The sequence below is a fragment of the Nannocystis punicea genome, from assembly GCF_026965555.1.
Taxonomy (GTDB): domain Bacteria; phylum Myxococcota_A; class Polyangia; order Nannocystales; family Nannocystaceae; genus Nannocystis; species Nannocystis punicea.
In genome coordinates this window covers 5957678-5981612 of record NZ_CP114040.1, presented here as the reverse complement: position 1 = coordinate 5981612, position 23935 = coordinate 5957678, and the positions used below count along the sequence as shown (strand labels likewise).

The following is a 23935-nucleotide window of genomic DNA, read 5'->3' as shown; positions in this document are numbered from 1 at the left end:
GGGGCTCCGAGATGAGCAGTCGCTTTCCGTTCACTGCCAACCCGATCGGTTGGTTCATGGTCGCCTACTCCGACGAACTGAAGCCGGCCGGCGTGATGCCGCTGCACTACTTCGGGCGCGAGCTGGTGCTGTTCCGCGGGCAAGACGGGGCGGCCCGCGTGCTCGACGCGCATTGCCCCCACCTCGGCGCCCACCTCGGGCACGGCGGCTGCGTGATCGAGAACAGCATCACTTGCCCGTTCCACGGCTGGCGCTTCGACGGGTCGGGCTCGTGCGTGGGGATCCCGTACGCGAAGAAGATCCCGCCCGCGGCGATGCTGCGCCGCTGGGCGGTGTGCGAGAAGAACGGGATGATCTTCGTCCACCACGCGCCCGACGAGTCGTACGCGCCGACGTGGGACATCCCGGTGCTGGCCGAGCACGAGTCCCAGGCGTGGACCGGCTACATGCGCCGGCGCTGGCGCGTCCGCACCAACGTCCACGAGATCATCGAGAACGCGTTCGACGTGGCCCACTTCTGCTTCGTCCACGGCGCGATCCGCCTGCCCGAGTCGAAGGTGACGATGAACGGGCCGTCGTTCCAGGTCAGCTCGCGGACCGCCTTCGACACCCCGGCCGGGGTGATGGAGGGCGACATCGACATCGACACGTTCGGCTTCGGCATGTTCACCGCCCGCTACCGCGGGCTGATCGAGGGGATCATCATCGCCGCGCTGACGCCCATCGACGACGAGTTCGTCGACGTCCGCTTCACCTTCACGGTCAAGCGCCTGCCCGACGAGGCGGCCACCGCGTTCGTGGCCCAGCAGTTCATGGAGGACGCCTGCCGCCAGCTCGAGCAGGACATCGCGGTGTGGGAGCACAAGAAGTTCCTGCCCCGCCCGCTGCTGTGCGAGGGCGACGGGCCCATCGGCCTGTTCCGCAAGTGGGCCCGCCAGTTCTACCCGGTGGCGACCCTGCGGGCCCGGGCGATCTGAGGGATAGGTTTCTCGGGGCATGTCCAGGCAGACATGTCCGCGGAGGCATGCCCGATGGGGCATGTCCGTGGGAGCACGCTCAGCGCGACGGCGGTAGATCGGGTCGTCGGCGCAGTAGCATGCGCTGGTTGCCCCACGCGACCAGGCGGCCCTCGTCGTCCCAGATCTCGATGTCGGCGGTGGCGTAGCCGGCGCGGGCGCGGCGGCTGTGCGCGTGCGTCAGCAGCCACTCACGGCGGGTGTCCTCGAGCCAGTGGACGGTGAGGTCGAGGCTGGGGGCGACGGTGCCGGCGAGCGCGGGGCCGCCGATCTGGAACATCGCCGGCGGCATGGTATCGATGAGCGGCGGCAGGGCCAGCGGGTCGAGCTGGCCGTCGGGCAAGGTCTGCGGGGTCAGGTAGCGGTACCAGTAGGCGGCGCGATCGAGGCCCGGCGCCCAGCGATCGGCGCGCCACCACGGCTGGCCGAGCGCGCGCCGACAGTCGTAGTTGCGGAAGAACGGCGGGGAGCCGCCGCTCTCGCCGCGCGAGTCGATCGACGGCAGCTCGTGCGGGCCGGGCAGCGCGGGGGCACGGACGAGGCCGAGCTCGGGGCCGGGACGCTCGCGCCCGAAAGTGGCGATGACCTCGAGGCCGGGGAACGGACCGCCGGCGGCCGACAGCGCGGCGCGGACCTGGGTCGCCAGCTGGCCGCGCCGCAGGACGACGACGTCGATGACGAGCGGACCCTCGCCGACGGGGACGCAGAAGATGGCGGTGGCCGACAGCGGCTTCTGCGTCGGGTCGTCGATCTCGGCCGCGATCGCCCGCAACGCCGCGGTCATCAGCGCGCCGCCCGAGGGCATGAAGTAGTTCCAGTGCGACGGGAGGTCGAGGACGTAGCGCGCGGCGCCCTCGGGGCTGCGCACGACGGCGGTGTCGCGCGCGAGATCGGCGGGGTGCGTCATCGCCGGCGATGATACCTGGAACGCCATCGAGAACAATGTTCCGTGGCCTGCCCGGGCGGGTGAGCGTTGCCGCGGAGGTCCTCGAGGCCGCGGTGGCCCGGCGGTCCTCACGGGCCCGCGCGGTCGCGGGGGAGGACGCCGGCGTAGAGTACGGCGATGACGAGACGCACGGTCGCGGGCCTGTGGACGAGCGCGCTGCTCCTCGCCTGCGGCGACGCGGGCGCCGGGGCGAGCACGGGCAGCACGGGCAGCACGGGCGGCAGCGAGGCGGGCGAGACGACTGCGAGCACCGGCGCGACGACGTCGGCGACGACCGGGCCGACGACGACGGGCGCTTCGACGCTGCCGACGACCGCCGGGGCGACGACGGAGGAGTCTTCCGGGACAGGTTCTTCCGGACAGGTAACGACCGAGGCGGCGACCACCGAGGGGCCGCCGATCGCGGGCGATCCGTGCGTCCCGTGGCCGCCCGCGGCCGGGCCGGTGATCGAGGTGACGCCGGCGCAGGCGGGCGAGCTGAAGGCCATCATCGAGGGCGCGGCCGGAGGGACGACGATCGCGTTCGCGCCGGGGACCTACGACGTGTCGGGCGGGGCGCCGATCCACATCACGACGCCCGGGCTGACGCTGCGCGGGCCGAGCGGCGACCGCGACGCGGTGGTGCTCGACGCCGACTACGCGACGGGGGAGATCCTGCTGATCGCGGCGTCGGACACGACGGTGGTCGACATGACGCTGCAGCGGGCGTTCTGGCACCCGATCCACGTGACCGGCGGCGACGCGGCCGACATCACCGGGGTGACGATCTACGACGTGAAGGTGATCGACCCGGGGCAACAGGCGATCAAGATCAACCCGTCGCCCGCAAATCACTACGCCGACGAGGGGCTGATCGCGTGCTCGTGGATCGAGCTGACCGACGTCGGCCGGCCGCAGATCATGGACAACTGCTACACCGGCGGCATCGACGCCCACGCGGCCTGGGGCTGGACGATCCGCGACAACGACATCCGCGGGTTCTGGTGCCCGGAGGGGCTGTCGGAGCACGCGGTTCACCTGTGGGTGACGTCCCGCGACACGCTGGTCGAGCGCAACGACATCCGCGACTGCGCCCGCGGGGTCGGCTTCGGCCTCGGCGAGAACGGCAACGGCAACGCGCGCGCCTACGCCGACGACCCGTGCCCGGGCAAGAGCTACCTCGGCCACGTCGGCGGGGAGATCCGCAACAACATGATCTGGGCCGGCGACCCCTCGCTGTTCGCGTCGCAGGCGGGCTTCGACTCCGGCGTGGCGCTCGAGCAGGCGTGCGACGCGAAGGTGCTGCACAACACGGTCGTCAGCCTGCAGGCGCCGTTCGTGTCGATGGAGTACCGCTGGGCCAACACCAGCGCGACGATCGCCGGCAACCTGGTCACGCACGACATCGTGATGCGCGACGGGGCGCAGGCGCAGCTCGACGGCAACCTCGAGCAGGCAGCGACGGATCAATTCGTCGACGCGGCCGGGGCCGACCTGCACCTGGCCGCGGGCTCGCCGGCGATCGACGCGGCGCCGGCGGGGCTGGTCGCCGGGGACTTCGACGCCGAGCCGCGCGAGGGCAGCCCCGACGTCGGCGCGGACGAGGCGACGCGGTGAGATGCGGAGCGATGCGACATGTCCATGGAGTCATGCTCGATGGAGAATGTCCCATAGAACATGATCTTAAAGGCATGACCGCATCGACATGTCCCATGGACAAGTCATGGCCGCGGGCCGAGGCCTCGCAGGCTGGCGCGGAGGTCGGCCGTGCTGGCGAACATGGCCCTGCGGAGCTCGAGCTGGGCCAGGCCGGCGACGCCGAGCAGCGACCAACCACCGACGATGAGGGCGCGGATCCACGGCCGCGGCACGGGCAGGTCCACGAACAGCGGGACGAGGTCGCTGGCGGCGAAGATGCCGGCGGCGGCCGTGACGAGGAGGAACGGGCGGGCCGCGGCGCCGCCCCACAAAGGATGCAGGGCGCCGAGCAGCCACACGCCGGCCACCAGGACGACTGCGTCGCACAGCTGGACGAAGCCGAGGTGATAGAGGCGCGCGCCGCCGAGGTGCGGGTACGCGGGGCTGCCGTGGCGCAGCGCCCACGCGACCTCGAAGGCGACTGCGAGGCCGACGAGGACGGCGGCGGCGAGGGCCCAGCGCCACGCTCGCGCGAGCGGAGGGACCAGCGCGCCGGCGACGATCTTGCGCCGGGCGTCGAGCAGGGAGGCGCACCACATCGCGTTGGACACGGCCATCAACCAGGTGCTGAGACCCGGGCCGAGAGCGGCGTTGACGGTCTCGCCGACGACCGCGAGCCAGGTGGCGCAGGCCAGCCAGATCCACGCGCGGCGCGGTGGGTCGCCGGGCTTGTAGGCGCGCGCGGCGGTGACGGTGAGGACGACCGCGACGAGCAGCAGCTGCGGCACCATCACGCCGGCGTCGGTGACGACGTGGCTGACGGCCCCGACGGCGCTCAGGCCGAGGAAGGCAGCGAGCAGGCGCGGGCGGCTCAGGTCGCGCACAGCTCCCTCCACAGCAGGACGCCGAGCGCGAGCTGCTGACGCACGAGGCCGGCGATGTCCTCGCCGACGAGCGGCCGCAGGTGCGTGAACAGGGACGTGCCGATGGCCTCGACGTCGGGCCACGCGGTCGGCAAGTCGCGCGCGCCGGCGCGGGTGAGGTCGAGCGCGCGGCGAGCCACTGCGGGCCCGAGCAGCGGGTTCAAGCGGTCGAGGATGAAGGCCTCGGGCTGCGCGAGCGCAGACTTCATGGCCAGGCGGTCGTCGTCGGCGAGCGCAGAGACGGCGGCGAGCAGGCGCGCGCGCTGGGCCGCGTGGCCGTCCGGGGTGCGCGCGTCGACGCGGGCGCGCTCTTCGGCGTCGGCGAGCGCGGCGAGCAGGGCATCCGCAGATCGATCGGTCATGGTCGTCCCTTCTCCACCCAGTTGAGGAGGATGGCGTCGCGCGCCGCGAGCTTGTCGAAGCGAGCGCGGGCGCGGGCGAGTCGGCGCTTGATGGTCGCCAGCGATACGTCGCAGGCGTCGGCGACCTCTTCGAGCTCCATGTCGTCGAGGTAGCGCAGGGTGAACGGGATCCGCTCGTCGACCGGCAGGCGCTCGATGACGCTGCGGACGCGGTGCACGGCCAGGACGACGTCGGGGCTCGCGGTCGCGGCCGGCGGCTCGGGCAGCGGCCCGTCGGCGCCGGCCCAGAGCAGCCACCAGCGGCCGCGCTTGCGGCGGATGTGCTCGCGCGCGACGTACACCGCGATCCCGGTCAGCCACCGCGGCAGGACCTCGGGCTCGCCGCGCACGCGATCGATGCGGCGGAAGGCGCGGAGGAACACCTCCTGGATCAGATCGGGCGTCTCCGGGTCGAGCCCGAGGATCCGCGTGAGCACGCGAGACACGTGATCGGCGTGGCGGTCGAACAGGTCGGCGACGGCTCGCTGGCGCTGGACCTCGCTCAACCTTCACCCGCCTCGCGGGGTTGATGCGCGACCCGGACGGGGAAGTCAAGCGCGGGCCCGCGCTCTAGCGACCTGAAGGCGAGCGCGAGTGCGCGACGAAAAATTGCTGAGCCGCGATCTCGAAAGCTCGCCACTTAACGACACCTGCACCCGGCGCGCCGTCGTGGCCGCGGGTCTGCGGAGCATTGGGAGGAGTGGAGATGCCGACGATTACGGTCGAGATGGTGCGAGAGATGAACAAGCGGCTCGAGGCGCGCGGTTCGGCGCTGGCGATCGCCGAGCGCGAGTATCCGGACGCGCTCTACGACAAGAACTTGATCGCGCAGCCGGGCACGAGCGACGTGGCTCCGCTCATCATCGACGAGATCACGTACACCAACTGCGGCACGGTCAAGCAGTCGATCACCGCCGGCGTCGAGAAGAAGGTGGTCGACACCGTCACCGTGAAGAAGACCCACGGGGTCAAGCTCGGCTGGAAGGTCGGGTTCGAGTTCAGCCTCGGCATCAAGTTCAAGAACGAGGTCGAGGTCGGCTACAACTTCCAGTCCGAGGACACGCAGACGACCACCGAGGAGATCCTCTACAAGTTCGCCACGCCGCTCGACGTGCCGCCGATGAAGCGCATCGTGTTCCAGGCGGTCGTCCAGCAGGAGAAGGTCAAGGACGTCCCGTTCACGATGATGGTGTTCCTCAAGGGCGGCGCCGTCGCGGTGGTGCCGAAGGGGCTGGTGAAGCTGCAGCGCTGGTACAACGGCACCGACCACTTCTACACCGCCAACGTCGAGCACCCGGAGGACCACGGCTACAGCGAGGAGAGCTCGCCCGGCTACCTGTTCGTCGCGCAGGTGCCGGGGACCGTGCCGCTCTACCGCTACTGGAACGGCACCGACCACTTCTACACGACGGACTACAACGAGCTCCGCGAGGGCGCCCACGGCTGGCAAAAAGAGGGCATCGCCGGCTACGTCTACGCCGCCGCGCAGAACGGCGCCGTGCCGCTGCACCGCTACTGGAACGGCGAGGACCACTTCTACACCACCGACTTCAACGAGCTCGGCGAGGGCCGGTCCGGCTACAAGCGCGAGGGCGTCGCCGGCTACATCATCCCGCAGTCGGTCATCGACAGCGGCGTCACCCAGGACATCACCGCGCTCTTGCCCGAGCTCCCCGACCGCACCTTCGAGATCGTCGGCACCTTCCGCGGCGAGTCGACCGTCCGCCAGGCCAGCATCCTCCTGCTCGAGTCCGACGCGACCGCCCAGGAGTGCCAGATCCTGGCCACCAAACTCGGCGGCGGCGGCTCGGCGGCCCGCTCCGCCCCCAAGGGCCTCTACATCGTCCAGACCCCCGAGGCCGAGCTCGTCGGCAAGGCGCCCATCCAGGAGAAGGCCGGCAAGCCCGTCCGCGCCCTGTCCGCCAAGCCCGTCCGCGCCGGCCGTAAGTGACGCGAACGCGACGGCGCGCCGGCAGCTGTGGGCGCGCTAGTATGTATATAAGGACATGTTCGATATGCAATGTCTATAAAGACATGTCCTGTGTGCCATGATGCCTCGCGGCTTGCTCGCGCCGTAATGCCTCGCGCGTGACGATACGCCCGCGAGCGCGCATCGTCGCGGACCGAGGCCGAGGTTCAGGCGCGAGCGGGCCCCCGGATCTCGGCGTACGCCGACCGCTCCATACCAAGAGAGCTCCCGAAGGACGGGGGCCGGGACGCCGTGGCACCGAGTTTGCGCAGGACGAGGCAAGCGCCACCTCGAAGCGCGCCAGTCGTCACGAAGTCCGAGCAACTGTTTGAGGGGACAGGGCGTCCCGGACACCGGCCCCGCGACCCTCGCCGCGAATTCATCCGGGACCCGCTCGCGCGGTGCGACGCTCGCCGTGTCACGACGTCTGCGACGAGCGCCGCGTCACGAAGCTAGTCGAGCAGGCGGATGCCGAGGAAGCGGTGCTGCTGCCGGCGGAAGCGGGCCTCGTGGTAGATGCCGAGGTAGTTGATCTCGGACTCCCAGCGGGGCCCCGGCCGCTGCAAGTTCTCGAGCGACCCGATCGCGTCCTCGAACGCGTGCAGGAAGCGCGGCACCGGTCGGCCCATCGTCGACTCGGCGGCCGCCAGCTCGCGCGACATCCTCTCGATCGTAGCGAAGTGGAGCACTCCGCGGCGCATCAGGTCTTGCAGCGAGTTCGCCAGGCGTTCGGGCGTGTAGCCGTCGGACTCCATCGCCTCGGTGACTGCCAGCAGTCCGCGGGGCTCGAGCGCCCCGGCCTCGAACAGCACTGCAGCGCCCTGGAAGTAGTTGTAGATGGCCACCACGCGGGCGCCGTAGGCCGCGAAGCGGTCGAGGGGGGAGCGGCGCTCGAGGTGGATGAAGATCCTGCGGACCACCTCGCCGGAGCCGAACAGCTGGCGGTGGTACGCCATGATCTCGTCGACGTCGCCGCGGTAGACCTTGCAGGTGCTGAGGATCGCCGCGAGCGCGACCGCGTCGACGCGGCCGGCGAGGATGTCGGCGTAGACGCTGTAGATGAACGCGTCCTGCTCCGCGTCGTCGCCGAACAGGTACTCGTCGACGTGCTCCGCGGCCATGTGGCTGAGCAGCAGCGCCTTGAGCTTGTAGCCCACCTGGCCGCGGATGGCCCGGAAGCGGCCGCGCAGCAGGTTCTCGAGGTTGGGCTTGAGGATGAACATGTCGGGCTCGACGCCGTCGAGCGCGAGCTTGGCGGTGAGGACCTTGCGCATCTGGCGGGGCGAGCCGCTGATGAACGTCACGCGCCGGTGGCTGCGCTCGCGCGGGTCGAGCAGCGCGCGCAGGAGGGCGCTGGCGCCGGCCACCGCGACCTTGTCCTCGGCCTTCTGGCGGAACGTCTTGATCAGGTCCTTGACCGTGTCGAACTCGGTACGCAGGTAGGTCTTGTCGAGGTCCCAGCGCAGATGCATGAAGCGGCGCGGCTGCAGCGCCTGTCCTTCGGGACTGGTGGGCTCGGACGGGTCGGCGGGATCGGACGTCATGGCGCCTCCGGATCGGGCGGGCTCGCCGGCGGCGCGCCGAGGCCGTGGAACTCGGCCACGCCGGCGCTGATGCCCGCGATGACTTGCAGGCGATCGATCTTGGCGCCGAGGCGGATCGCGTTGAGGAAGGCGCGCCGGCCGGAGTCGGCCTGGGTCACCATCACGGCGCGATCGAAGCCGAGCAGGGGCGCGCCGCCGTAGTTCTCCCAGTCGGTGAACTCGCGGATCGCCGAGATGCCGTCGCTCAGCATCTGCACCCCGACGCGCCACTGGAACTTCTCGGCCGCGCGGCGCAGCAGGCTCTCGCCGGTGGCCGCCACGCCCTCGAGCGTGCGCAGCAGGACGTCGCCGGAGAAGCCGTCGGTGACGATGACGTCGGCGTCGCCCGAGGTGACGCTGTCGGCGCGGATGCAGCCGACGTACTCGAAGGCCGGCTTGGCCGCGAGCAGGCGGCGATGGGCCTCGCGGGCGCGGGCGGGCGCGTTGGAGATGCCGTGGCCGTTGCACAGCAGCGCCACGCGCGGGCGATCGATGCGCGAGATCTTGCCGGCATAGGCCGCGCCCATGGCGGCGAAGGTGACGAGGTCGTCGCCGCTGCACTCGACGGTCGCGCCGACGTCGAGCAGCAGCGCGAACAGGTCGGACACCGGGCCGTGCGGTCGCAGCGTCGGGTAGACGGCCGCCAGCGCGGCGTTGGGGACGCCGGGGATCCGGCCCAGGATCTGCTGCGCGCCGGCGACGACGAGGCCCGGGGCGCCGGCCGACACGAACACCGCGCTCGGGTCGCGGGCGGCGATCTCGAGGCCGACGACCACGCTGTTGCGCGGGGCCTGGCGCAGCACCTCGGCGGCGTCCATGTCGGGCTCGCAGCGATCGCGGGCGTGGGCGACGCGCAGGCGCTCGGCGTCGTGGGCGATCTTCTGCAGCGCGGCCGTGATGTCGGACTCGTCGCCGACGACGGTGATCTGGTGATCGAGCTGCAGGCTGGCGATCGCGGCGGCCTCGAGCGCCTCGCGCCCGCCGTCGCGACCTGCACAGCTGTCGAGGACGATGTGAGCCACGGCGGTGAAGCTGTTGTAGCAGAGTCCGGGGGGCGGGCGTGCGGCGGCGCGGAGCCGACCCGAGGTCTCGACGCGGCGGAGCGCAAGTGCGGGCAAGCAGACCCCGGAGGCCAGCGAGCGAGCCCGACGAGGCTGATTCGAGGTCGCTGCGGAGCTCGCGGGCGCGACGGTCCGCGGGGCGAGCGGCGAGCGGGCTCGGGAGCGGCCGCAGGGCGCCGCGACTTCACAGGCGTCGACGCCGCAGTTCGACCAACCACGCCTCGCACGCGACCTCGTTCGGGGGATCGGCCGGCAGCGGGCTGTGCTCCAGGGCCGCCTGGAGGTCGGCCTCGAGCCTGGGCCAGGCGGCGCGGTGAAGGGCGTCGATTTCCTGGGATACCGCGCCCTTTTCGGCGCCCTCGACCTTGATCCGGATCAGCGAGAGCGCGTCGTCGTAGCCGTACAGCGGGGCGAGGCGGCGCAGATCGGCCTCGAGCTCGCCGGTGCGGAGCAGGTGCACGCCGGTGAGCGCGACGCGGTAGGCGTAGAGCAGACTCTTGGCGCGCGGCACCGGCTCGCGCTCGTGCTCGCGACACATGCCGCGGAAGAAGCCCTGGTAGTGGCGGATGAACCGGCGCGACGCGGCCCCGCGCGCCAGCGCCTGCAGCTCCTCGATCTCCGGCGACTCGTACAGCTGAAACGGGGAGAGCAGCCGCTCGATCATGTTGCCGTTGCCGGCCAGCAGCAGCGCCAGAGCCCGGCCGACCTCGGTGAGGCTGAGGTCGCACTCGAGGCCCTCGAACTCGGTGAGCCGCTCGACCGCGTCGCCGGGCCGGTGCAGGCCGAGCAGCGCGCGGGTCGGGGCGACGAACACGCCCTTGAGGTCGAGGTCGCTGTCGGGCGAGCTGAAGCCGTAGTCGTGGCTGCCGGTGACGCCGCACTGGAACACGTCGCCCGGCACGGCGCAGGTGAGGATGAAGCGGCGCCCGAGCTCGAGGTCGGGCAGGGCGTTGGGCGGCAGGTCGACGGTCATGATGGCCTCCAGGACATGTGCGAAAGAGCATGTCCTTTGGGGAAGATGTCAGGTCGCGCGGGCGGCCCGCGGAGCCATGAGGGCGCGGCCGACGAGGTCGGCGCACAGGGCGTCGAGGCCGGCCTCGTCGGGCGCGGGCGGCAGCGGCGAGCCGGCGACCGCCGCCTGGGTGCGCTGGTGCAGGTCGTCGGCGGCCTCCATCAGGCGCTCGTAGCTCCAGGCGCCGCCGCGGATCGCCAGCAGCTCGTCGCGGTCGTCGCGGCGGACCTTGAGGGTGCCGGTCTCGACGATCTCGGCGCCCATGCGCAGGAGGCGGATCAGGTGCATGCCGTGCTTGGTGTCGTAGCCGAACTCGGCCTCGAGCGCGCTGCGCTTGGGGTTCCGCGTCTTGAGCCAGCTCTGGTAGGCCTCCCACTCCTTGCGCGCGGCCTTGTAGCGGCGCTCGCGGTCGAGGACGCCGAGGAAGTTGGTGGTGAGGTCGCCCTCGGCCATGCGGCCGTCGTTCAACATGGCCTCGACGGCGCCCATCTGGTCGCGCGAGATCAGGCGCGTCTCCGGCAGGTCGAACTCGGCGCGGGTGGGCTCGTGGTCGGGCGGGTGCATGACCCACTTGCGGTGGGTCTTGATCCGCCCGAGCTGGCTCATGGCGTAGCCGGAGAAGCTGTCCTTGACCCGCAGCGACAGGAACTTGTCGCGCTCGGCCAGCAGGCGCTCGCCCAGGGGGGTGCAGACGGTGTGGCAGTCCGGCGGGGTCCACAGCAGCTCGAGCACCGTGGGGTTGGCGGCGGCGGCCAGGCGGAAGTACTTGCGGATCTCGTAGCGCACGTGGTCGGCCGAGAGCTCGAGCTGCTCGGGGCCGCCGATGAAGCCGTGGTACCAGGCCGCAGGGCCGACGAGGATGCCCTTGAGGTCGACGTCGGAGGTGGGCGTCTGCAGGCCGTAGGCTTGCGAGCCGTGGACGGTCTCGTAGAGGAGCAGGCTGTCGGCCATGGCGCGGCGACGATAGCACGGGGCCTCGCCGGTCGACGGGTCGCCAGTTCGCGCGTGTATGTCCTCGGGGCCAGGTCAGCGGCGGGCGAACTCGGCGAGGACGGCGTCGGTGTGCTCGCCGAGGGCGGGCGCGCTGCGCTCGGGGGTGCGGCCGAGCGAGGGGAAGTAGGGGCCGACGCCGCGGAACGAGCCGGCGGGGGTGGGCGTGGCCTCGGTGAGGTCGACGAGGCGCGGCTCGTGCGGAGCAGCGTCGAGGTCGTGGACCGGCCAGACCGGGAGGTCGTGAGGGGCGAGCAGGGCCAGCCAGTGGTCGCGCGGGTGACCGGCGAGGTGCTGCTCCATCGCCGCGGCGGCCTCCTGGCCCGCGGGGCCGGTGTCGAGGCCGAGGCCGGCGAGGTCGGGGCGGCCGACGACCTGGGCGAAGGCGAACCAGAACTTGGGCTCGAGACAGCCGACCGAGAGCTCGCGGCCGTCGGCGCACCGGTAGGCGCGGTAGGCCGGGGCCCGGCCGCCCAGCACGGCCTCCGACATGCCGCCGCCGCCGCCCGCGCGCTCGGCCCAGGCCCAGGTGACGAACGGCAACGGGCCCGAGAGGAGCGGCTGCTGCACGAGGCCGCCCTGACCGGTGCGGGCCCGTCGCAGCAGGGCCGCGAGGACGCTGCTGCAGGCGAGCAGGCCGCTGGTGACGTCGGCGAGCTGGAGGCCGACGATGCCCTCGCTCCGCAGCGCCCGCAGGAGGCCGGTGAGGCCGGTGAAGTTGAGGTCGTGGCCGACGGCGGAGCTGACCGAAAAGCCAGGTAACGAGCAGAGCACGAGGCGGGGGTTCTCGGCCAGGAGCTCGGCCTCGGGCAGGCCGAAGCGGGCCATGGTGCCGGGGCGGAAGCTCTCGATCAGGACGTCGGCGCCGGCGGCCAGCTCGCGCAGGGCGGCCGCGCCGGCCGGGGTGCGCAGGTCGAGGCCGACCGACTCGGCCCCGCGGAAGAAGGCGATGAAGCCGGCGCCGACGCCGTCGATCAAGGGCGGGGCGTGACGCATGAGGTCGCCCACGGCCGGATCTTCGATCTTGATCACGCGCGCGCCGAGGTCGAGCAGGCAGCGCGCGAGCACGGCTCCCGGCAACATCCGCGAGACGTCGACGACCACCGTGCCGGCGAGGGGGAGAGAGTCGTTCGTCATCGCCGCAGGCTATACCACGAGGGGGACGAGGCGTTCGCGGCGGACGAGCGGCGCGAGCCGACCTGTCCCGCTGGACATGCTCGAAGTAGCCTGTGCGCTTCGACATGCCCCGACGGGCATGGCGAAAGCGACATGCTCATACGGACAGGTCTCAGGGCTTGGGCAGCGGCGGGGGCCGCGGGGGGCCGCCGCCGGCGGGACGCGTCGTCGGTGGCGGCGGGGGGACGGCCGGTCGGCCAGCCGCCGCCTCCTTGGCCTCGCCCGCCGGCCGCGGGATCGCGCCGTTGCGGAGGGCCGGCAGGAGGTTGTGGACCTGCTGCTTGAGGTGAGCGAGGTCGCGGTCGTTCTCGAGGATGAAGTGAGCGCGGGCGCGACGGGTGGCGTCGTCGAGCTGGGCGGCGAGGCGGGCGCGGACCTCGGGCTCGGTCAGTCGGTCGCGGGCGGCGACGCGGGCGATCCGCTGCGCCTCGGGGGCGGAGACGAGGATCACTGCCTTGACCTGCTTGTCGAGGCCGGTCTCGAACAGCAGCGGGACCTCGTAGACGACCAGCTTGTGGCCGGTGGCCGAGAGGGTGGCGAGGACGTCCTGGAAGCGCTCGCGGATCCGCGGGTGCAGGATCGACTCGAGCTTCTGCCGCAGGGCGGGATCCTTGAAGACGACGGCCCCGAGCTTGCGCCGGTTGAGCTCGCCGCTGTCGTCGAGCACGCCGTCGCCGAAGGCGGCGACGACGGCCCCGAGACCCTCGCTCCCGGGGGTGACGACCACGCGGGACAGCTCGTCGGCCGAGACGACCGGGATCCCGCAGTCCTCGAAGATCTCGGCGGCGGCGGACTTGCCGCTGCCGATCCCGCCGGTGAGGCCGTAGACGTCCATGACCTCGGAGCTTAGGTGGCGGCTCGATTTTAGTATAGTCCGCGCCCATGGCCGAGCCGTCCAAACCCGAGAAGAGCAGCACAGGCGGCTGGCGCGTGACGTCGGCGACGTTCGAGCGCAGCGCCGACAAGTTGGGGGCCGCACCTCCCGGGGATCTGCCCGAGATCGCCGTCACCGGCCGCTCGAACGTGGGCAAGTCCAGCCTGCTCAACGCGTTCGCGGGCCAACGCGCGCTCGCCCGTGTCAGCTCGACGCCGGGACGCACACAGCTGCTCAACTTCTTCCGCACGACGCTCCGCCACCCGCGCCACGGCGACCTGGCGCTGCGCTGGGTCGACTTGCCCGGCTACGGCTACGCGGCCGCGCCCCACGCGGTGCGCGCGTCGTTCGGGCCGATGATCGAGGGCTACCTGCGCAAGCGCGAGGCGCTCAAGGGCCTGGTGCTGCTGATCGACGCCCGCCGCGAGGTCAGCGAGTACGACCACGCGCTGCTCGAATTCATGGCCGACCGCGCGCTGTGGACGGTGGTGGCGGTGACGAAGGCGGACAAGCTCAGCAAGAGCGAGCGCGGGCTGGTGACCGCCGGGATCGCGCGGGCGTTGCAGCTGCCCCGCGGGCAAGTGCTGGTGACCAGCGCGACCAGCGGGCTCGGTTTTACCGACGGCGGGCTGGCCGAGGCGCTGGCGCGACGACTGCGGGCGGATTCAGAGCCGGACGCGGGCGACGGGGCCGAAGAGACGTAGAAGCGCCTGCTGCAGAGCGGCGGCCGGATCGCCCGGGCGACGGCCGCACAACCGCGGGCCTGCCTCGTGAACCGGACGAGCGCGCGGCCAGCACGAGGTGAGACCCGTGTCCCTCGGAGCTCGGCATGGTACTCGGCGAAGCGAGCGGCACGGGTCGAGCCCTGGGCCTCGGCGGACATGTCCGAGTGGACATGTTCTTAAAGGCAGGTTCGCGAACGAGCTGATGCGAACGACGCTGGCCAGGTCGAGCGGGGTCGTGAGGCTCCCCTGATGTGGATGCCCGAGTGGACATGTTCCTCGAGGCAGGTTCGCGAAAGAGCTGATGCGAACGACGCTGGCCAGTCGGCGGGGTCGTGAGGCTCACCCTGATGTGGATGCCCGAGTGGACATGTTCATCGAGGCAGGTTCGCGTAGGAGCTGATGCGAACGACGCTGGCCAGTCCGGGCGGGGTCGTGAGGCTCACCCGACGCGGATGCCTGAGTGGACATGTTCATCGAGGCAGGTTCGCGTAGGAGCTGATGCGAACGACGCTGGCCAGGGCGGGGTCGTGAGGCTCACCCTGATGTGGATGCCCGAGTGGACATGTTCCTCGAGGCAGGTCAGCGCGCGGGGCGTCGGCGCTGATGCGGACGGGGCTGGCCACCTCGGGCGGGGTCGTGAGGCTCACCCGACGGATGCCCGAGTTCCTCGGGGCTGGTCAGCGCGAGCGCGGGGCGTCGGCGCTGGTGCGGACGAGGTGGCCGAGCTCGAGCAGGGCCTCGAGGCTCTGCTCGAGGCTGACCTCGCCGATGCGGTCCGGATCTTCGCGCAGGGTGTGGCGCACGCCGCCGACGTCGAACACGACCTGCGGGCGGCCGTCGGCGCCGCGGCCGAGGTGGTAGCGGGAGCCGCGGTACAGCTGGACGCGCTCGGGGAGGGCGTCGGCGGTGGCCTGGTCGCGGTGGTCGATGACGCGGCGCGGGCCGACCTCGTAGATGACGTCGTCGCCGGTGGGCAGGGCGACCGGCTGCAGCGGGCTGCTGTCCTCGGGGACATCCACGATCCGCACCGCGAGGTCGCGCGGGCCGGCGTCGCGGGCCGGGGTGGCCGGGCCGGGCAGGGTGCGCGCGACGAGGAACAGGCCGAAGGCGGCGGCGCCGGCCGGCAGCATCAAGGCGCCGCCGCGGAGGAAGTTGCGCCACCGCGACGGGCGCGGCGCCGGGGCCGGCTTCGGGGCGGTCTCACGATCGATGGCGTCGAGATCGAGCAGGACGCGGGCCTGCAGCGCCTGCGGGGCGGTCGCTCGCGGGAGGTCGCGCAGGAGCTGGCGGATCCGCAGCTGCTGTTCGGCCACCTCGCGCATGGCAGGATCGCGGGCGATCTGGGCCTCGACTTCGGCGCGCTCGGCTTCGGTGAGCTCGCCGTCGATGAAGGGCTGGAGCGTATGAAGATCGTGGCTCATGAGCGGGCAGAAGCGGCGCGGTTGCGGTAAGCGTCCAGGGATACGGGGGCTTCGGGCTCTTCGGCCAGGCCGTGATCGACGGCGTGGCGGTAGAGCAGGCTGTGCAGCTGCCGGCGTCCGCGGTGGATCCGGCTCATCACGGTGCCGATCGGGCACTCCATCGCCTCGGCGATCTCCTTGTAGGAGAGGCCCTCGATGTCGGCGAGCACCACCGCCATGCGGTAGTCGGGCGGCAAGCGCTGCAGCGCGGCGTCGATCTCCTCGCGCAGGTGGAGCTGCGAGGCGGCGGCCTCCGGGCTCGGCGGCGCGGCGATCGGCCCCTCGCCGACAGCCGCGAACTCCTGCTCGAGGCCCTCGGCGAGCGCCCGCTCGCGGCCCTGGCGGTGGTAGCGCGTGATGAAGGTGTTGCGGAGGATCGTGAAGACCCACGCCCGCACGCTCGATCCGGGGCGAAAACTGGCCCAGAAGCGGTAGGCGCGGACGAGGGTCTCCTGCACCAGATCTTCGGCCTCGGCGCGGCTGCGGGTGAGGCGCAAGGCCGCGCCGAAGAGGCTGTCGACGTGGGCCAGCACGGTGGACTCGAAGGCCCGGCGAGCGGAGGCGTCCATGCGTTCGGGTTACCGGAGCGGGTTGGAAGTTATTTCAGGCCGGAGCACCCGACCGTGAAATGGTGGCGTAAAACTTGGGTGGGTCCGCGGCGGGCGCGCGGGAAGTGGTCGAAATCGTGCGCTTTCTCGTCGCGCGGCGGGGCCCGAGAGGCCGGGGTGCGACAAGCGCGCGGTTAAGCTCTCGCCGCCCATGGACGCCGTGGATCGCTACGACAGCCCCCTCGCCACCCGTTATGCCACCCCAGCGATGGTCGCCAACTTCAGCGACCGCCGGCGGGCCCTGCTGTGGCGCGATCTCTGGATCGCGCTGGCGGAGGCGGAGCGAGGGCTCGGGGTGCCGATCTCGGAGGCGCAGGTGGCGGCGCTGCGGGCGGCCCGCGAGCGCATCGACTTCACCCGGGTGGCCGAGCACGAGGCGCGGCTGCGGCACGACGTGATGGCCCACATCGAGCACTTCGGCGAGGTCGCGGGGGCCGACGCCGGGAAGGTGATCCATCTCGGCGCGACGAGCTGCTACGTGGCCGACAACGCGGAGCTGGTGATGATCCGCGACGGGCTCGAGCTGCTGATGGACCGGCTGGTGGCGGCCCTCGACGCGCTGGCCAAGTTCGCCGCGCAGCACCGGGCGCTGGCGACGCTGGCGTACACGCACTTCCAGCCGGCGCAGCTGACGACGGTGGGCAAGCGGGCCTGCCTGTGGGCCCAGGATCTCGCGCTCGACCTCGAGACGCTCGAGCAGCTGCGCGCGCGCCTGCCGTTCCGCGGGGTCAAGGGCACGACGGGGACGCAGGCGTCGTTCCTGCAGCTGTTCCACGGCGACCACGCGAAGGTGCGGGCGCTCGACCGGGCGGTCGCGGAGGCGATGGGCTTCGCCGGCTCGATCGCGGTCAGCGGGCAGACGTACACCCGCAAGATCGACACGTGGGTGGTCTCGGCGCTGGCCGACATCGCCGGCTCGGCGGCCAAGATCGCAGTCGACCTGCGGCTGCTCGCGCACAAGCGGGAGATCGACGAGCCGTTCGAGGCCGACCAGGTCGGGTCGTCGGCGATGGCCTACAAGCGCAATCCGATGCGGAGCGAGCGGATCTGCGGGCTGGCCAGGTTCGTCCACTCGCTGGCGACGAGCCCGCGCGAGACGCACGCGAACCAGTGGTTCGAGCGCACCCTCGACGACAGCGCGAATCGCCGGCTGACCCTCACCGAGGCGTTCCTGGCGACCGACGCCATCCTCAACCTGCTGGTCGACGTGACCTCGGGGCTGGTGGTCCATCCGCCGGTGATCGCGGCCAACATGCGCGACGAACTGCCGTTCATGGCGACCGAGAACGTGCTGATGCGGGGCACCAGCGCCGGTCACAGCCGACAAGAGCTGCACCGTCTGGTCCGCGGCCACAGCCTCGAGGCAGTGGCCGGCATGAAGCGCGGCGAGGCCAACGACCTGATGGCCCGCATGCAGGCGGACCCGGTGCTGGGACCGTTCGTCGACGCCGATCTCACCGCGCCGGCGCGCTACGTGGGGCGAGCGCCCGAGCAGGTCGACGAGTTCCTGGCAGAGTTCCTCGCGCCTCTGCTGACGCGCCACGAGGGCCGAAAAGGGCGCTTCTCGGCCGGCGTGCGGGTCTAAGCGAACGAGCGGTCGGGCGAGCCCTGCGAGGCCTGTGCTATCCTCCGCGCGCCCATGAACCGCCTCCACGTGCATGCCCCCTGGCTCCGCGCCGCCGGTGACGAGGACCAGTCGTCCGACGAGGAATTCGACGAAGAGTACGACGAGGACGAGGAAGACGAGGACGACGAGGACGACGCGGACGACGAGGACGACGAGGACGAGTACGACGACGAGGAAGAAGAAGAAGAAGACGAGGACGAGGACGAGGACGAAGAAGGGGCGGAGGACGAGGAAGAGGACGACGAGGACGAAGAAGAGGACGAGGAGTACGAGGACGACGACGAGTACGAGGACGACGACGAGTACGACGACGACGAGGACGACGACGACGAGGACGACGACGACGAAGAGGACGACCAGGGCGAGGATTCCGGTCGCTTCGTCGTGTAGCTAGCCGCCCGCTCTTCTCTGCGTCCGGACCGCGAGCCTCTTCGAGCGCGCGGTCCGCTGTGCTCCGTCTCCCGGTCTGGCGCTACTTCTCGGGGTCCTTGACTCCTGCCTGCTCTGCCATGGCCTTGCGCAGGCTGAGCGGGCGCATGTCGGTCCAGACCTCGTTGATGTAGGCCAGGCACTCTTCCTTCGGCCCGGCCTTGCCGGCGTCGCGCCAGCCCAGGGGAATCTCGCGATCCTCGGGCCAGATCGAGTACTGCTCCTCGTGATTGACGACGACTTTGTAGCGCGTGTTGTCTTCGCTCATGCCCGGCGATCGTAGTCACCCGGACGCTCGAGCTGCAAGGCCGCCGCGAAGTAGGCGCACAGACCGGAGACGTCGTTGTCGATCCACGGCGCGGGATCGCGGGGGTTGAAGCGCCAAAACACGCTCGGCGCCCGCCAGTGCTGGCGCCAGCTGGCGAGGATCGTGAAGGTCTCGACGCACACCGCCCACGTGCCGTGGACGTGGTGCTGGTGGTCTTCTTGCTCGCCCGTGAAGGTGTCGAAGATCCGGCTGGCGAGGCGGAGGTAGCGATGGCGCGGCTGAGCCCGGCGGAACGTCCGGCACAGCCGGCGATACGTGGCGTAGGCCCGCCGGTCGGTCACGCGCGCCGGGATCAGGGTGCCCATGAACGAGTGGAAGTTGGCGCCGGCGACGAACTTCTGCTCGTGGAACAGGCGATCGAGGGCGGCGGTCTCGGGCTCGCTGAGCGGGTGCGGGCCGCGATAGGTGGCATCCCCAGGGCGATCGGAGCCGGCGCCGGGCAGCCAGCTGGGGCCGGCGCCGCCGGGACGCGGGTAGTTGCGGTTGAGATCGACGCCGCGGGCGTTGCGCCGCAGGTGCGGCAGCAAGCCGTGACCGCCGGCCGCGTAGGTGCGGGCGTAGCCGTCGGGGTTGATGCTCGGCACCACCCACAGCTCGGCCTGGGCCCGCAGCGAGACGAGGCGCGGGTCGCCCTCGGCGAGCGCGCGCAGCAGGCCGATGGCGACCCGCCCGGCGATGAACTCGACGCCGTGGATGTTGGCGCCGCAGAGGATACGTGGCCGATCGGACAGGGTCGAAGGGACACGTACGGCGATCAGCGGGCGGCCCTCGACGCTGGCGCCGTACTCGACGAGCTCGCCCCCGACGCGGTCCGCGAGGGCGGCGACCTCGGTCGCGCGACCCTCGGGGCTCGGGTAAGGAGCGAGCTCGTCGGCGGGGTTCACGTGCCCGGCTCTTCGGCCAGCGGGAGCACCGACTCGAACTCGAGCGGGTCGAGCCGGATCTCGGTGGCCTCGCCGCGCGGGGCCTCCTCGAAGTCCTCGGGCAGCGGAGCCCGCAGCTCCTCGCGCGAGTTCTCGGCCCGCTCGAGCGCCAGGCCGATCCCGTCGACGACGACGGCGGTGAGGATCGCGTGGCAGCGATCGACCTCGGAGTCGTGGATCCGGAACAGGGTGCTGGCGTCGCGCACGGTGAGGTCGCGGATCGAGCGGCCCTCGAGGCCGAGGTAGTCGCGCAACAGGTTGCGGATGCTCGACGACTTGTGCCCGTGGACGCGGCCGAGGTTCAGCTGGACCTTGGTGTACTCGCGGTCGTCGGCGTCGGCGGTGGCCGAGGGCGCCGGGCGGGCCGGAGCGCTGGCAGGCGTGTGCGGCCGCGGCGGACGCGTCGGCGCGGGGCTCGAGGCGGCGACGGGCGCAGCGACGGGCGCGGGCGGGGGCGTGACCGGCTCGGGCTCGACGTGGGTCGGGCCGTACTTGGTGTCGTCGAAGTCGCGCGCGGAGTACTTGCTCGACCAGACCTCCCAGAAGTCCTTGTGCGGCGGGGCGGTCAGCTCGGGCGGCGCGGCCGGGGCGGCCTTCTTGCGCCGCCGGCGACGACGACGCTTCTTGCCGTCGGCCTCGGCCTCGGTCTCGCCGGGCTCGGCGGTCGGCTCGGCCGCTGCGGCCTCGGCCTCGGTCTCGGCCTCGTCCTCCTCGTCGGTCTCGGTCTCAACGTCGGCGTCGACGTCGACGTCGGCGTCGGCGGCCTCGGCGTCGCGCCGCGACACGTCCTCGAGCTCGACCTCGACCTCTTCCTGCAAGGTCTCGATCACTGCCTGACGGCGATCGAGCAGGGCGAACTCGTCGATGTTCTCGAGCTCGCCGAACTCGGTGGTGACCACCTCGAGCTCGGCCTCGTCGATGTCGATGACGATCTCCTCCTGGGAGGGCCGCCGCGGTACGGGAGCGGGCTGAGGCTCGGGCGCGGCGACCACGACGGGCGCGGCCGACGGGCGCGGGCCCTCGAGGCCCAGACGGCCCCGACGCTTGCGCCGCCGCTTGCGACCGCCTTGCAGCCCAGGCTCGCCGCTGCTGACTCCGGAGGCAGCCTCGGCGGCCGGCGCATCGGCCTCGCCGGCCTCGTCCTCGCCCTCGTCTTCGCCGGCGACCCCACCGGCCTCGACGCCCGGCGCTGCCTCTTCAGCGCCGTTGCCGCGCCGCCGACGCCGCTTGCGCCGCCGCTTGCGCCGCTCGCTGGCCTCGTCGAACGACTGGCCGGGGCTGGCAGTGCCGATGAGGTCGCCGCCACCACCTGGCGTTGCGACCATGTCCGCAGGGACAGGCGCGAGCTCGCTGCTGGTGGCGTCGGGCGTCGCCGCGCTGGCGCCGGGCTCGAGCTTCGGCCACTGGACGAAGCGACCGCGGTCGCCGCGACGGCCGCGGCGATCGAGCGGGATCCGGCGGCTCTCGGCCGGCTTCACCTGGGCGGCGGCGCCGGTCTCACCGGTGACCAGGTCGCCGGTGGGCGCGACCACGGGTGCCGGGAGCGTCGCGGCGGGCTCGGACGGCTGGGCCTCGGCGACCGGAGCGCGGGGCGCCTCGGCGTCGCGGCGGAAGCGGTCTTCGTCGCGGCGTGGGCGGCGATCGTCGTCGCGGCGCGGGCGGCGATCGTCGTCGCGGCGGGAACGACGGTCGTCGTCGCGGCGCGGGCGGCGGTCGTCATCGCGGCGAGGGCGGCGATCGTCGTCGCCGCGCGGACGGTCCTCGTCGCGGCGGGGACGATCCTCGTCGCGGAGGCGGTCGTCGGCGCGGCGCGGACGGTCGTCGTGGCGCGGACGCTCCTCGTCGCGCGAGCGCTCGTCGGCGCGGCGCGGACGCTCCTCGTCGCGCGAGCGCTCGTCGGCGCGGCGCGGACGGTCGTCGTCGCGCGAGCGCTCGTCGGCGCGGCGCGGACGGTCGTCGTCGCGCGAGCGCTCGTCGGCGCGGCGCGGACGGTCGTCGTCGCGCGAGCGCTCGTCGACGCGGCGCGGACGCTCCTCGTCGCGGGCGCGCTCGTCGACCCGGCGCGGACGCTCCTCGTCACGCGGGCGCTCGTCGGCGCGGCGCTCGTCGTCACCGCGGTGCGGCTCGTCGAGGCGGGGGCGCTCCTCGTCGCTGCGCAGGCGCTCCTCGTCGCGACGGCGGCCGAACCGGTCGTCGCGCTCGGGCCGGCGGTCCCGGCGATCGCGGCGGTCGTCGCGATCGCGACGGCGGCCGAAGCGATCGTCGCGGTCGCGTCGCTCGCGGTACTCGGGGCGGCCGGCGGGGCGCTCCTCACCGTCGCGCGACTCGTATGTCCGCGGGGACAGGTCGGCCCGCGGCGCCTCGCCCTCGGCGGGGGCGGCCTCGAGGGTCGGGCGCTCGCCGTCTTCGGCCTGCGGCTGCTGGGGCGGCTGCTTCATCGCCCGCTCGAGCAGAAGGCCGATGACGCGCTCGCCGCGGGGGTCGGCCATGAGGTTGCGGGCCAGGAGGACCCACTCGGGCGAGACGAGCTCGGGGAAGCGCTTGCTGATCCCGTCGAGCTTGACCTCCATGCGCTGCGCCGCCAGCTGATCGGCCGGCGGCAGGAAGCGCTCGCGGAACACGATCGTGTCGTACTGCAGCTTGAGGTAGTAGAAGTTGCCGAGCTCGCGCGCGTGGATCAGCGAGATCGCGGTCCCGGTGCGGCCGGCGCGGCCGGTGCGGCCGGTGCGGTGGATGTACACCTCGGCGGCCTCGGGGAACGAGTAGTTGATGACGTGGGTGACGTGGCTGATGTCGATGCCGCGGGCCGCGACGTCGGTGGCGACGAGGAAGCGCAGCTTGTGCTCGCGCATCATCCCCATGACCTTCTCGCGCGCGGCCTGGGTCAGGTCGCTCGACAGCTCCTCGGCCTGGTAGCCCTCGCGCCGCAGCACCGAGGCAACCAGCTTGGTCTCCTCGCGCGTGTTGCAGAACACGATCGCCCGCGCCGGCTCCTCGACGACGATGACGTCGAGCAGGTCGCGGGTCTTGATGGCGCCGCTGACGATGTAGTACGCGTGGTCGATCTCCGCCGCGGCGACCTGATCGCCCGACAGCTGGACCTCGACCGGCGACTTCATGTAGCGCTTGGCGATCCGCTGGATGTCGCTCGGGATCGTGGCCGAGAACAGCGCCGTGAGGTGCTTGCTGGTGCACGAGTCGAGGATCGCCCGGATGTCCTCGAGGAAGCCCATCGACAGCATCTCGTCGCACTCGTCGAGCACGACGGTGGTGACCTTCGAGAGGTCGAGCGAGCGCCGGCGGATGTGATCGAGGACGCGGCCCGGGGTGCCCACGACGGCGTGGACGCCGGCCTTGAGCGCGGCCAGCTGCGGCTGCATCGGCGTGCCGCCGTAGATCGGCAGCACCTCGACCGGGGTCTCGACGGCCAGGCGGCGCAGCTCGTCGCAGACCTGCTTGGCGAGCTCGCGGGTCGGGAGAAGGACGAGCAGCTGGACGCCCGTCTGCTGGGCGGGGCGCGGGTCGAAGCGGCCGGCGAGCCACGGGATGCAGAAGGCGCCGGTCTTGCCGCTGCCGGTGTGCGACTGGACGAGGACGTCGTGGCCGGCGTGCAGCGGCGGGAAGCTCAGCGCCTGCACCGGCGTGGGCCGGGTCCAGCCGATGCGAGCGATCGCTCGCCGCAGCGGATCGGGCAGCTCGAGCTCGTCGAACGACTCGGGCAGCTTCGGCGGCTCCGGCTCGACTGCCGCCTCGACCGGGACGTCGGTCGCGGGCGTCACAGGCTCGGCGTCAGCAGCGACGGGCGTCTCGGGGGTGGCCTCGTCGGCCGCGATCGCGGTCGCTTCGACCGGAGCGTCGCCGGCAGCGTCGGCGACCGCGTCGAGCGTCGCGTCGGCGACGGGCGCTGCCTCGGCGACGGGCGCTGCCTCGACAGGCGCGGCGTCGGCAGGCGCATCGGCGACGGGCGCAGCGTCGGCAACAGGCGCAGCCTCGGCGGGCGCATCGGCGACGGGCGTATCGGCGACGGGCGCCGCGGCGTCGGCAGGCGCAGCCTCGGCGGCAGGCGCAGCCTCGACGACAGGCGCAGCCTCGGCGGCAGGCGCAGCCTCGACGACAGGCGCTGCAGCGTCGGCAGCTTCGGCCGGTGCGACGACGTCCGGCGCCGCATCGGCGGCCGGGCTGGAGGTTTCGAGGGAAGCGGGCTCGCTGGGAGTCGGGGACTGCTCGGCGGCAGGGGCGGGCGGAGCGTCAGACCCGGCGTCCTCAG

The 23935-nt window shown here is 72.2% G+C and carries 21 protein-coding genes; 6 read left to right on the top strand and 15 right to left on the bottom strand.

What is annotated here, in order from left to right; all coding sequences use genetic code 11:
* Positions 1-11: 11 nt before the first annotated feature.
* Positions 12-977: an aromatic ring-hydroxylating oxygenase subunit alpha gene (locus O0S08_RS23075; RefSeq protein ID WP_269041384.1), complete on the top strand. Its 966-nt coding sequence runs from the start codon at positions 12-14 to the stop codon at positions 975-977.
* Positions 978-1056: 79 nt separating this feature from the next.
* Here O0S08_RS23075 and O0S08_RS23070 read toward each other — a convergent pair whose 3' ends face one another.
* Positions 1057-1923, bottom strand: coding sequence for an acyl-CoA thioesterase (locus O0S08_RS23070; RefSeq protein WP_269041383.1), 867 nt, complete (start codon positions 1921-1923; stop codon positions 1057-1059).
* Positions 1924-2079: 156 nt separating this feature from the next.
* Between O0S08_RS23070 and O0S08_RS23065 the strand changes: the two genes are divergently transcribed.
* The gene (locus tag O0S08_RS23065; protein ID WP_269041382.1) at positions 2080-3558 is read left to right on the top strand and encodes a right-handed parallel beta-helix repeat-containing protein; all 1479 of its coding nucleotides are present in this window, start codon (positions 2080-2082) and stop codon (positions 3556-3558) included.
* 104 nt (positions 3559-3662) lie between these two features.
* On the opposite strand, the gene O0S08_RS23060 is transcribed toward O0S08_RS23065, so the two are convergent.
* Genes O0S08_RS23060 through O0S08_RS23050 form a run of 3 tightly spaced genes read right to left on the bottom strand, consistent with a single transcriptional unit; the run spans position 3663 to position 5409 of the window.
* Positions 3663-4463: a hypothetical protein gene (locus O0S08_RS23060; RefSeq protein WP_269041381.1), complete on the bottom strand. Its 801-nt coding sequence runs from the start codon at positions 4461-4463 to the stop codon at positions 3663-3665.
* Entirely contained in the window at positions 4451-4864 is a 414-nt protein-coding gene (locus O0S08_RS23055) for a hypothetical protein (RefSeq protein ID WP_269041380.1), read from the bottom strand. The genes O0S08_RS23060 and O0S08_RS23055 overlap by 13 nt, the downstream gene beginning before the upstream one ends.
* Complete coding sequence (locus O0S08_RS23050) at positions 4861-5409, bottom strand: RNA polymerase sigma factor (protein ID WP_269041379.1); 549 nt, start codon at positions 5407-5409, stop codon at positions 4861-4863. The genes O0S08_RS23055 and O0S08_RS23050 overlap by 4 nt, the downstream gene beginning before the upstream one ends.
* Positions 5410-5609: 200 nt before the next feature.
* Here O0S08_RS23050 and O0S08_RS23045 point away from each other — a divergent pair, with 200 nt between their 5' ends.
* Entirely contained in the window at positions 5610-6854 is a 1245-nt protein-coding gene (locus tag O0S08_RS23045; protein WP_269041378.1) for an ETX/MTX2 family pore-forming toxin, read from the top strand.
* Between the two features lie 470 nt (positions 6855-7324).
* Here the strand turns inward: O0S08_RS23045 and O0S08_RS23040 are convergent, their stop codons facing one another.
* The 6 genes from O0S08_RS23040 to coaE form a co-directional block, all read right to left on the bottom strand.
* On the bottom strand, positions 7325-8416 hold the full coding sequence (locus O0S08_RS23040; protein ID WP_269041377.1) for a phosphatase domain-containing protein: 1092 nt from the start codon (positions 8414-8416) through the stop codon (positions 7325-7327).
* Positions 8413-9477, bottom strand: a complete 1065-nt coding sequence (locus O0S08_RS23035; protein WP_269041376.1) for a phosphate acyltransferase PlsX — start codon at positions 9475-9477, stop codon at positions 8413-8415. The genes O0S08_RS23040 and O0S08_RS23035 overlap by 4 nt, the downstream gene beginning before the upstream one ends.
* A 223-nt stretch (positions 9478-9700) precedes the next feature.
* On the bottom strand, positions 9701-10489 hold the full coding sequence (locus O0S08_RS23030; RefSeq protein WP_269041375.1) for a nucleotidyltransferase domain-containing protein: 789 nt from the start codon (positions 10487-10489) through the stop codon (positions 9701-9703).
* Between the two features lie 48 nt (positions 10490-10537).
* Positions 10538-11479: a nucleotidyltransferase domain-containing protein gene (locus O0S08_RS23025; protein WP_269041374.1), complete on the bottom strand. Its 942-nt coding sequence runs from the start codon at positions 11477-11479 to the stop codon at positions 10538-10540.
* 75 nt (positions 11480-11554) lie between these two features.
* On the bottom strand, positions 11555-12655 hold the full coding sequence (locus O0S08_RS23020; protein ID WP_269041373.1) for a CaiB/BaiF CoA transferase family protein: 1101 nt from the start codon (positions 12653-12655) through the stop codon (positions 11555-11557).
* A gap of 151 nt (positions 12656-12806) precedes the next feature.
* Positions 12807-13529 (bottom strand): dephospho-CoA kinase, encoded by a 723-nt coding sequence (gene coaE / locus O0S08_RS23015; protein WP_269041372.1) that lies wholly within the window; start codon positions 13527-13529, stop codon positions 12807-12809.
* Between the two features lie 47 nt (positions 13530-13576).
* Here coaE and yihA point away from each other — a divergent pair, with 47 nt between their 5' ends.
* Entirely contained in the window at positions 13577-14272 is a 696-nt protein-coding gene (yihA, locus tag O0S08_RS23010) for a ribosome biogenesis GTP-binding protein YihA/YsxC (RefSeq protein WP_269041371.1), read from the top strand.
* A gap of 698 nt (positions 14273-14970) precedes the next feature.
* Here yihA and O0S08_RS23005 read toward each other — a convergent pair.
* A complete protein-coding gene (locus O0S08_RS23005; RefSeq protein ID WP_269041370.1) occupies positions 14971-15714 on the bottom strand; it encodes an anti-sigma factor family protein in 744 nt (247 codons plus the stop codon).
* Positions 15711-16322, bottom strand: coding sequence for a sigma-70 family RNA polymerase sigma factor (locus O0S08_RS23000; RefSeq protein ID WP_269041369.1), 612 nt, complete (start codon positions 16320-16322; stop codon positions 15711-15713). The genes O0S08_RS23005 and O0S08_RS23000 overlap by 4 nt, the downstream gene beginning before the upstream one ends.
* Before the next feature lie 190 nt (positions 16323-16512).
* Between O0S08_RS23000 and purB the strand changes: the two genes are divergently transcribed.
* Positions 16513-17946 carry an adenylosuccinate lyase gene (purB, locus tag O0S08_RS22995; RefSeq protein ID WP_269041368.1) on the top strand — a complete coding sequence of 478 codons (1434 nt, stop codon included), beginning with the start codon at positions 16513-16515 and terminating at the stop codon, positions 17944-17946.
* A gap of 54 nt (positions 17947-18000) precedes the next feature.
* Positions 18001-18378 (top strand): hypothetical protein, encoded by a 378-nt coding sequence (locus O0S08_RS22990; RefSeq protein ID WP_269041367.1) that lies wholly within the window; start codon positions 18001-18003, stop codon positions 18376-18378.
* A gap of 82 nt (positions 18379-18460) precedes the next feature.
* Here O0S08_RS22990 and O0S08_RS22985 read toward each other — a convergent pair whose 3' ends face one another.
* Genes O0S08_RS22985 through O0S08_RS22975 form a run of 3 tightly spaced genes read right to left on the bottom strand, consistent with a single transcriptional unit; the run spans position 18461 to position 23447 of the window.
* Complete coding sequence (locus tag O0S08_RS22985) at positions 18461-18685, bottom strand: MbtH family protein (RefSeq protein WP_269041366.1); 225 nt, start codon at positions 18683-18685, stop codon at positions 18461-18463.
* Positions 18682-19629, bottom strand: a complete 948-nt coding sequence (locus tag O0S08_RS22980) for a M14 family metallopeptidase (RefSeq protein ID WP_269041365.1) — start codon at positions 19627-19629, stop codon at positions 18682-18684. Before O0S08_RS22980 ends, O0S08_RS22985 begins: the two co-directional genes overlap by 4 nt.
* Positions 19626-23447: a DEAD/DEAH box helicase gene (locus O0S08_RS22975; RefSeq protein WP_269041364.1), complete on the bottom strand. Its 3822-nt coding sequence runs from the start codon at positions 23445-23447 to the stop codon at positions 19626-19628. The genes O0S08_RS22980 and O0S08_RS22975 overlap by 4 nt, the downstream gene beginning before the upstream one ends.
* Positions 23448-23935 lie beyond the last annotated feature (488 nt).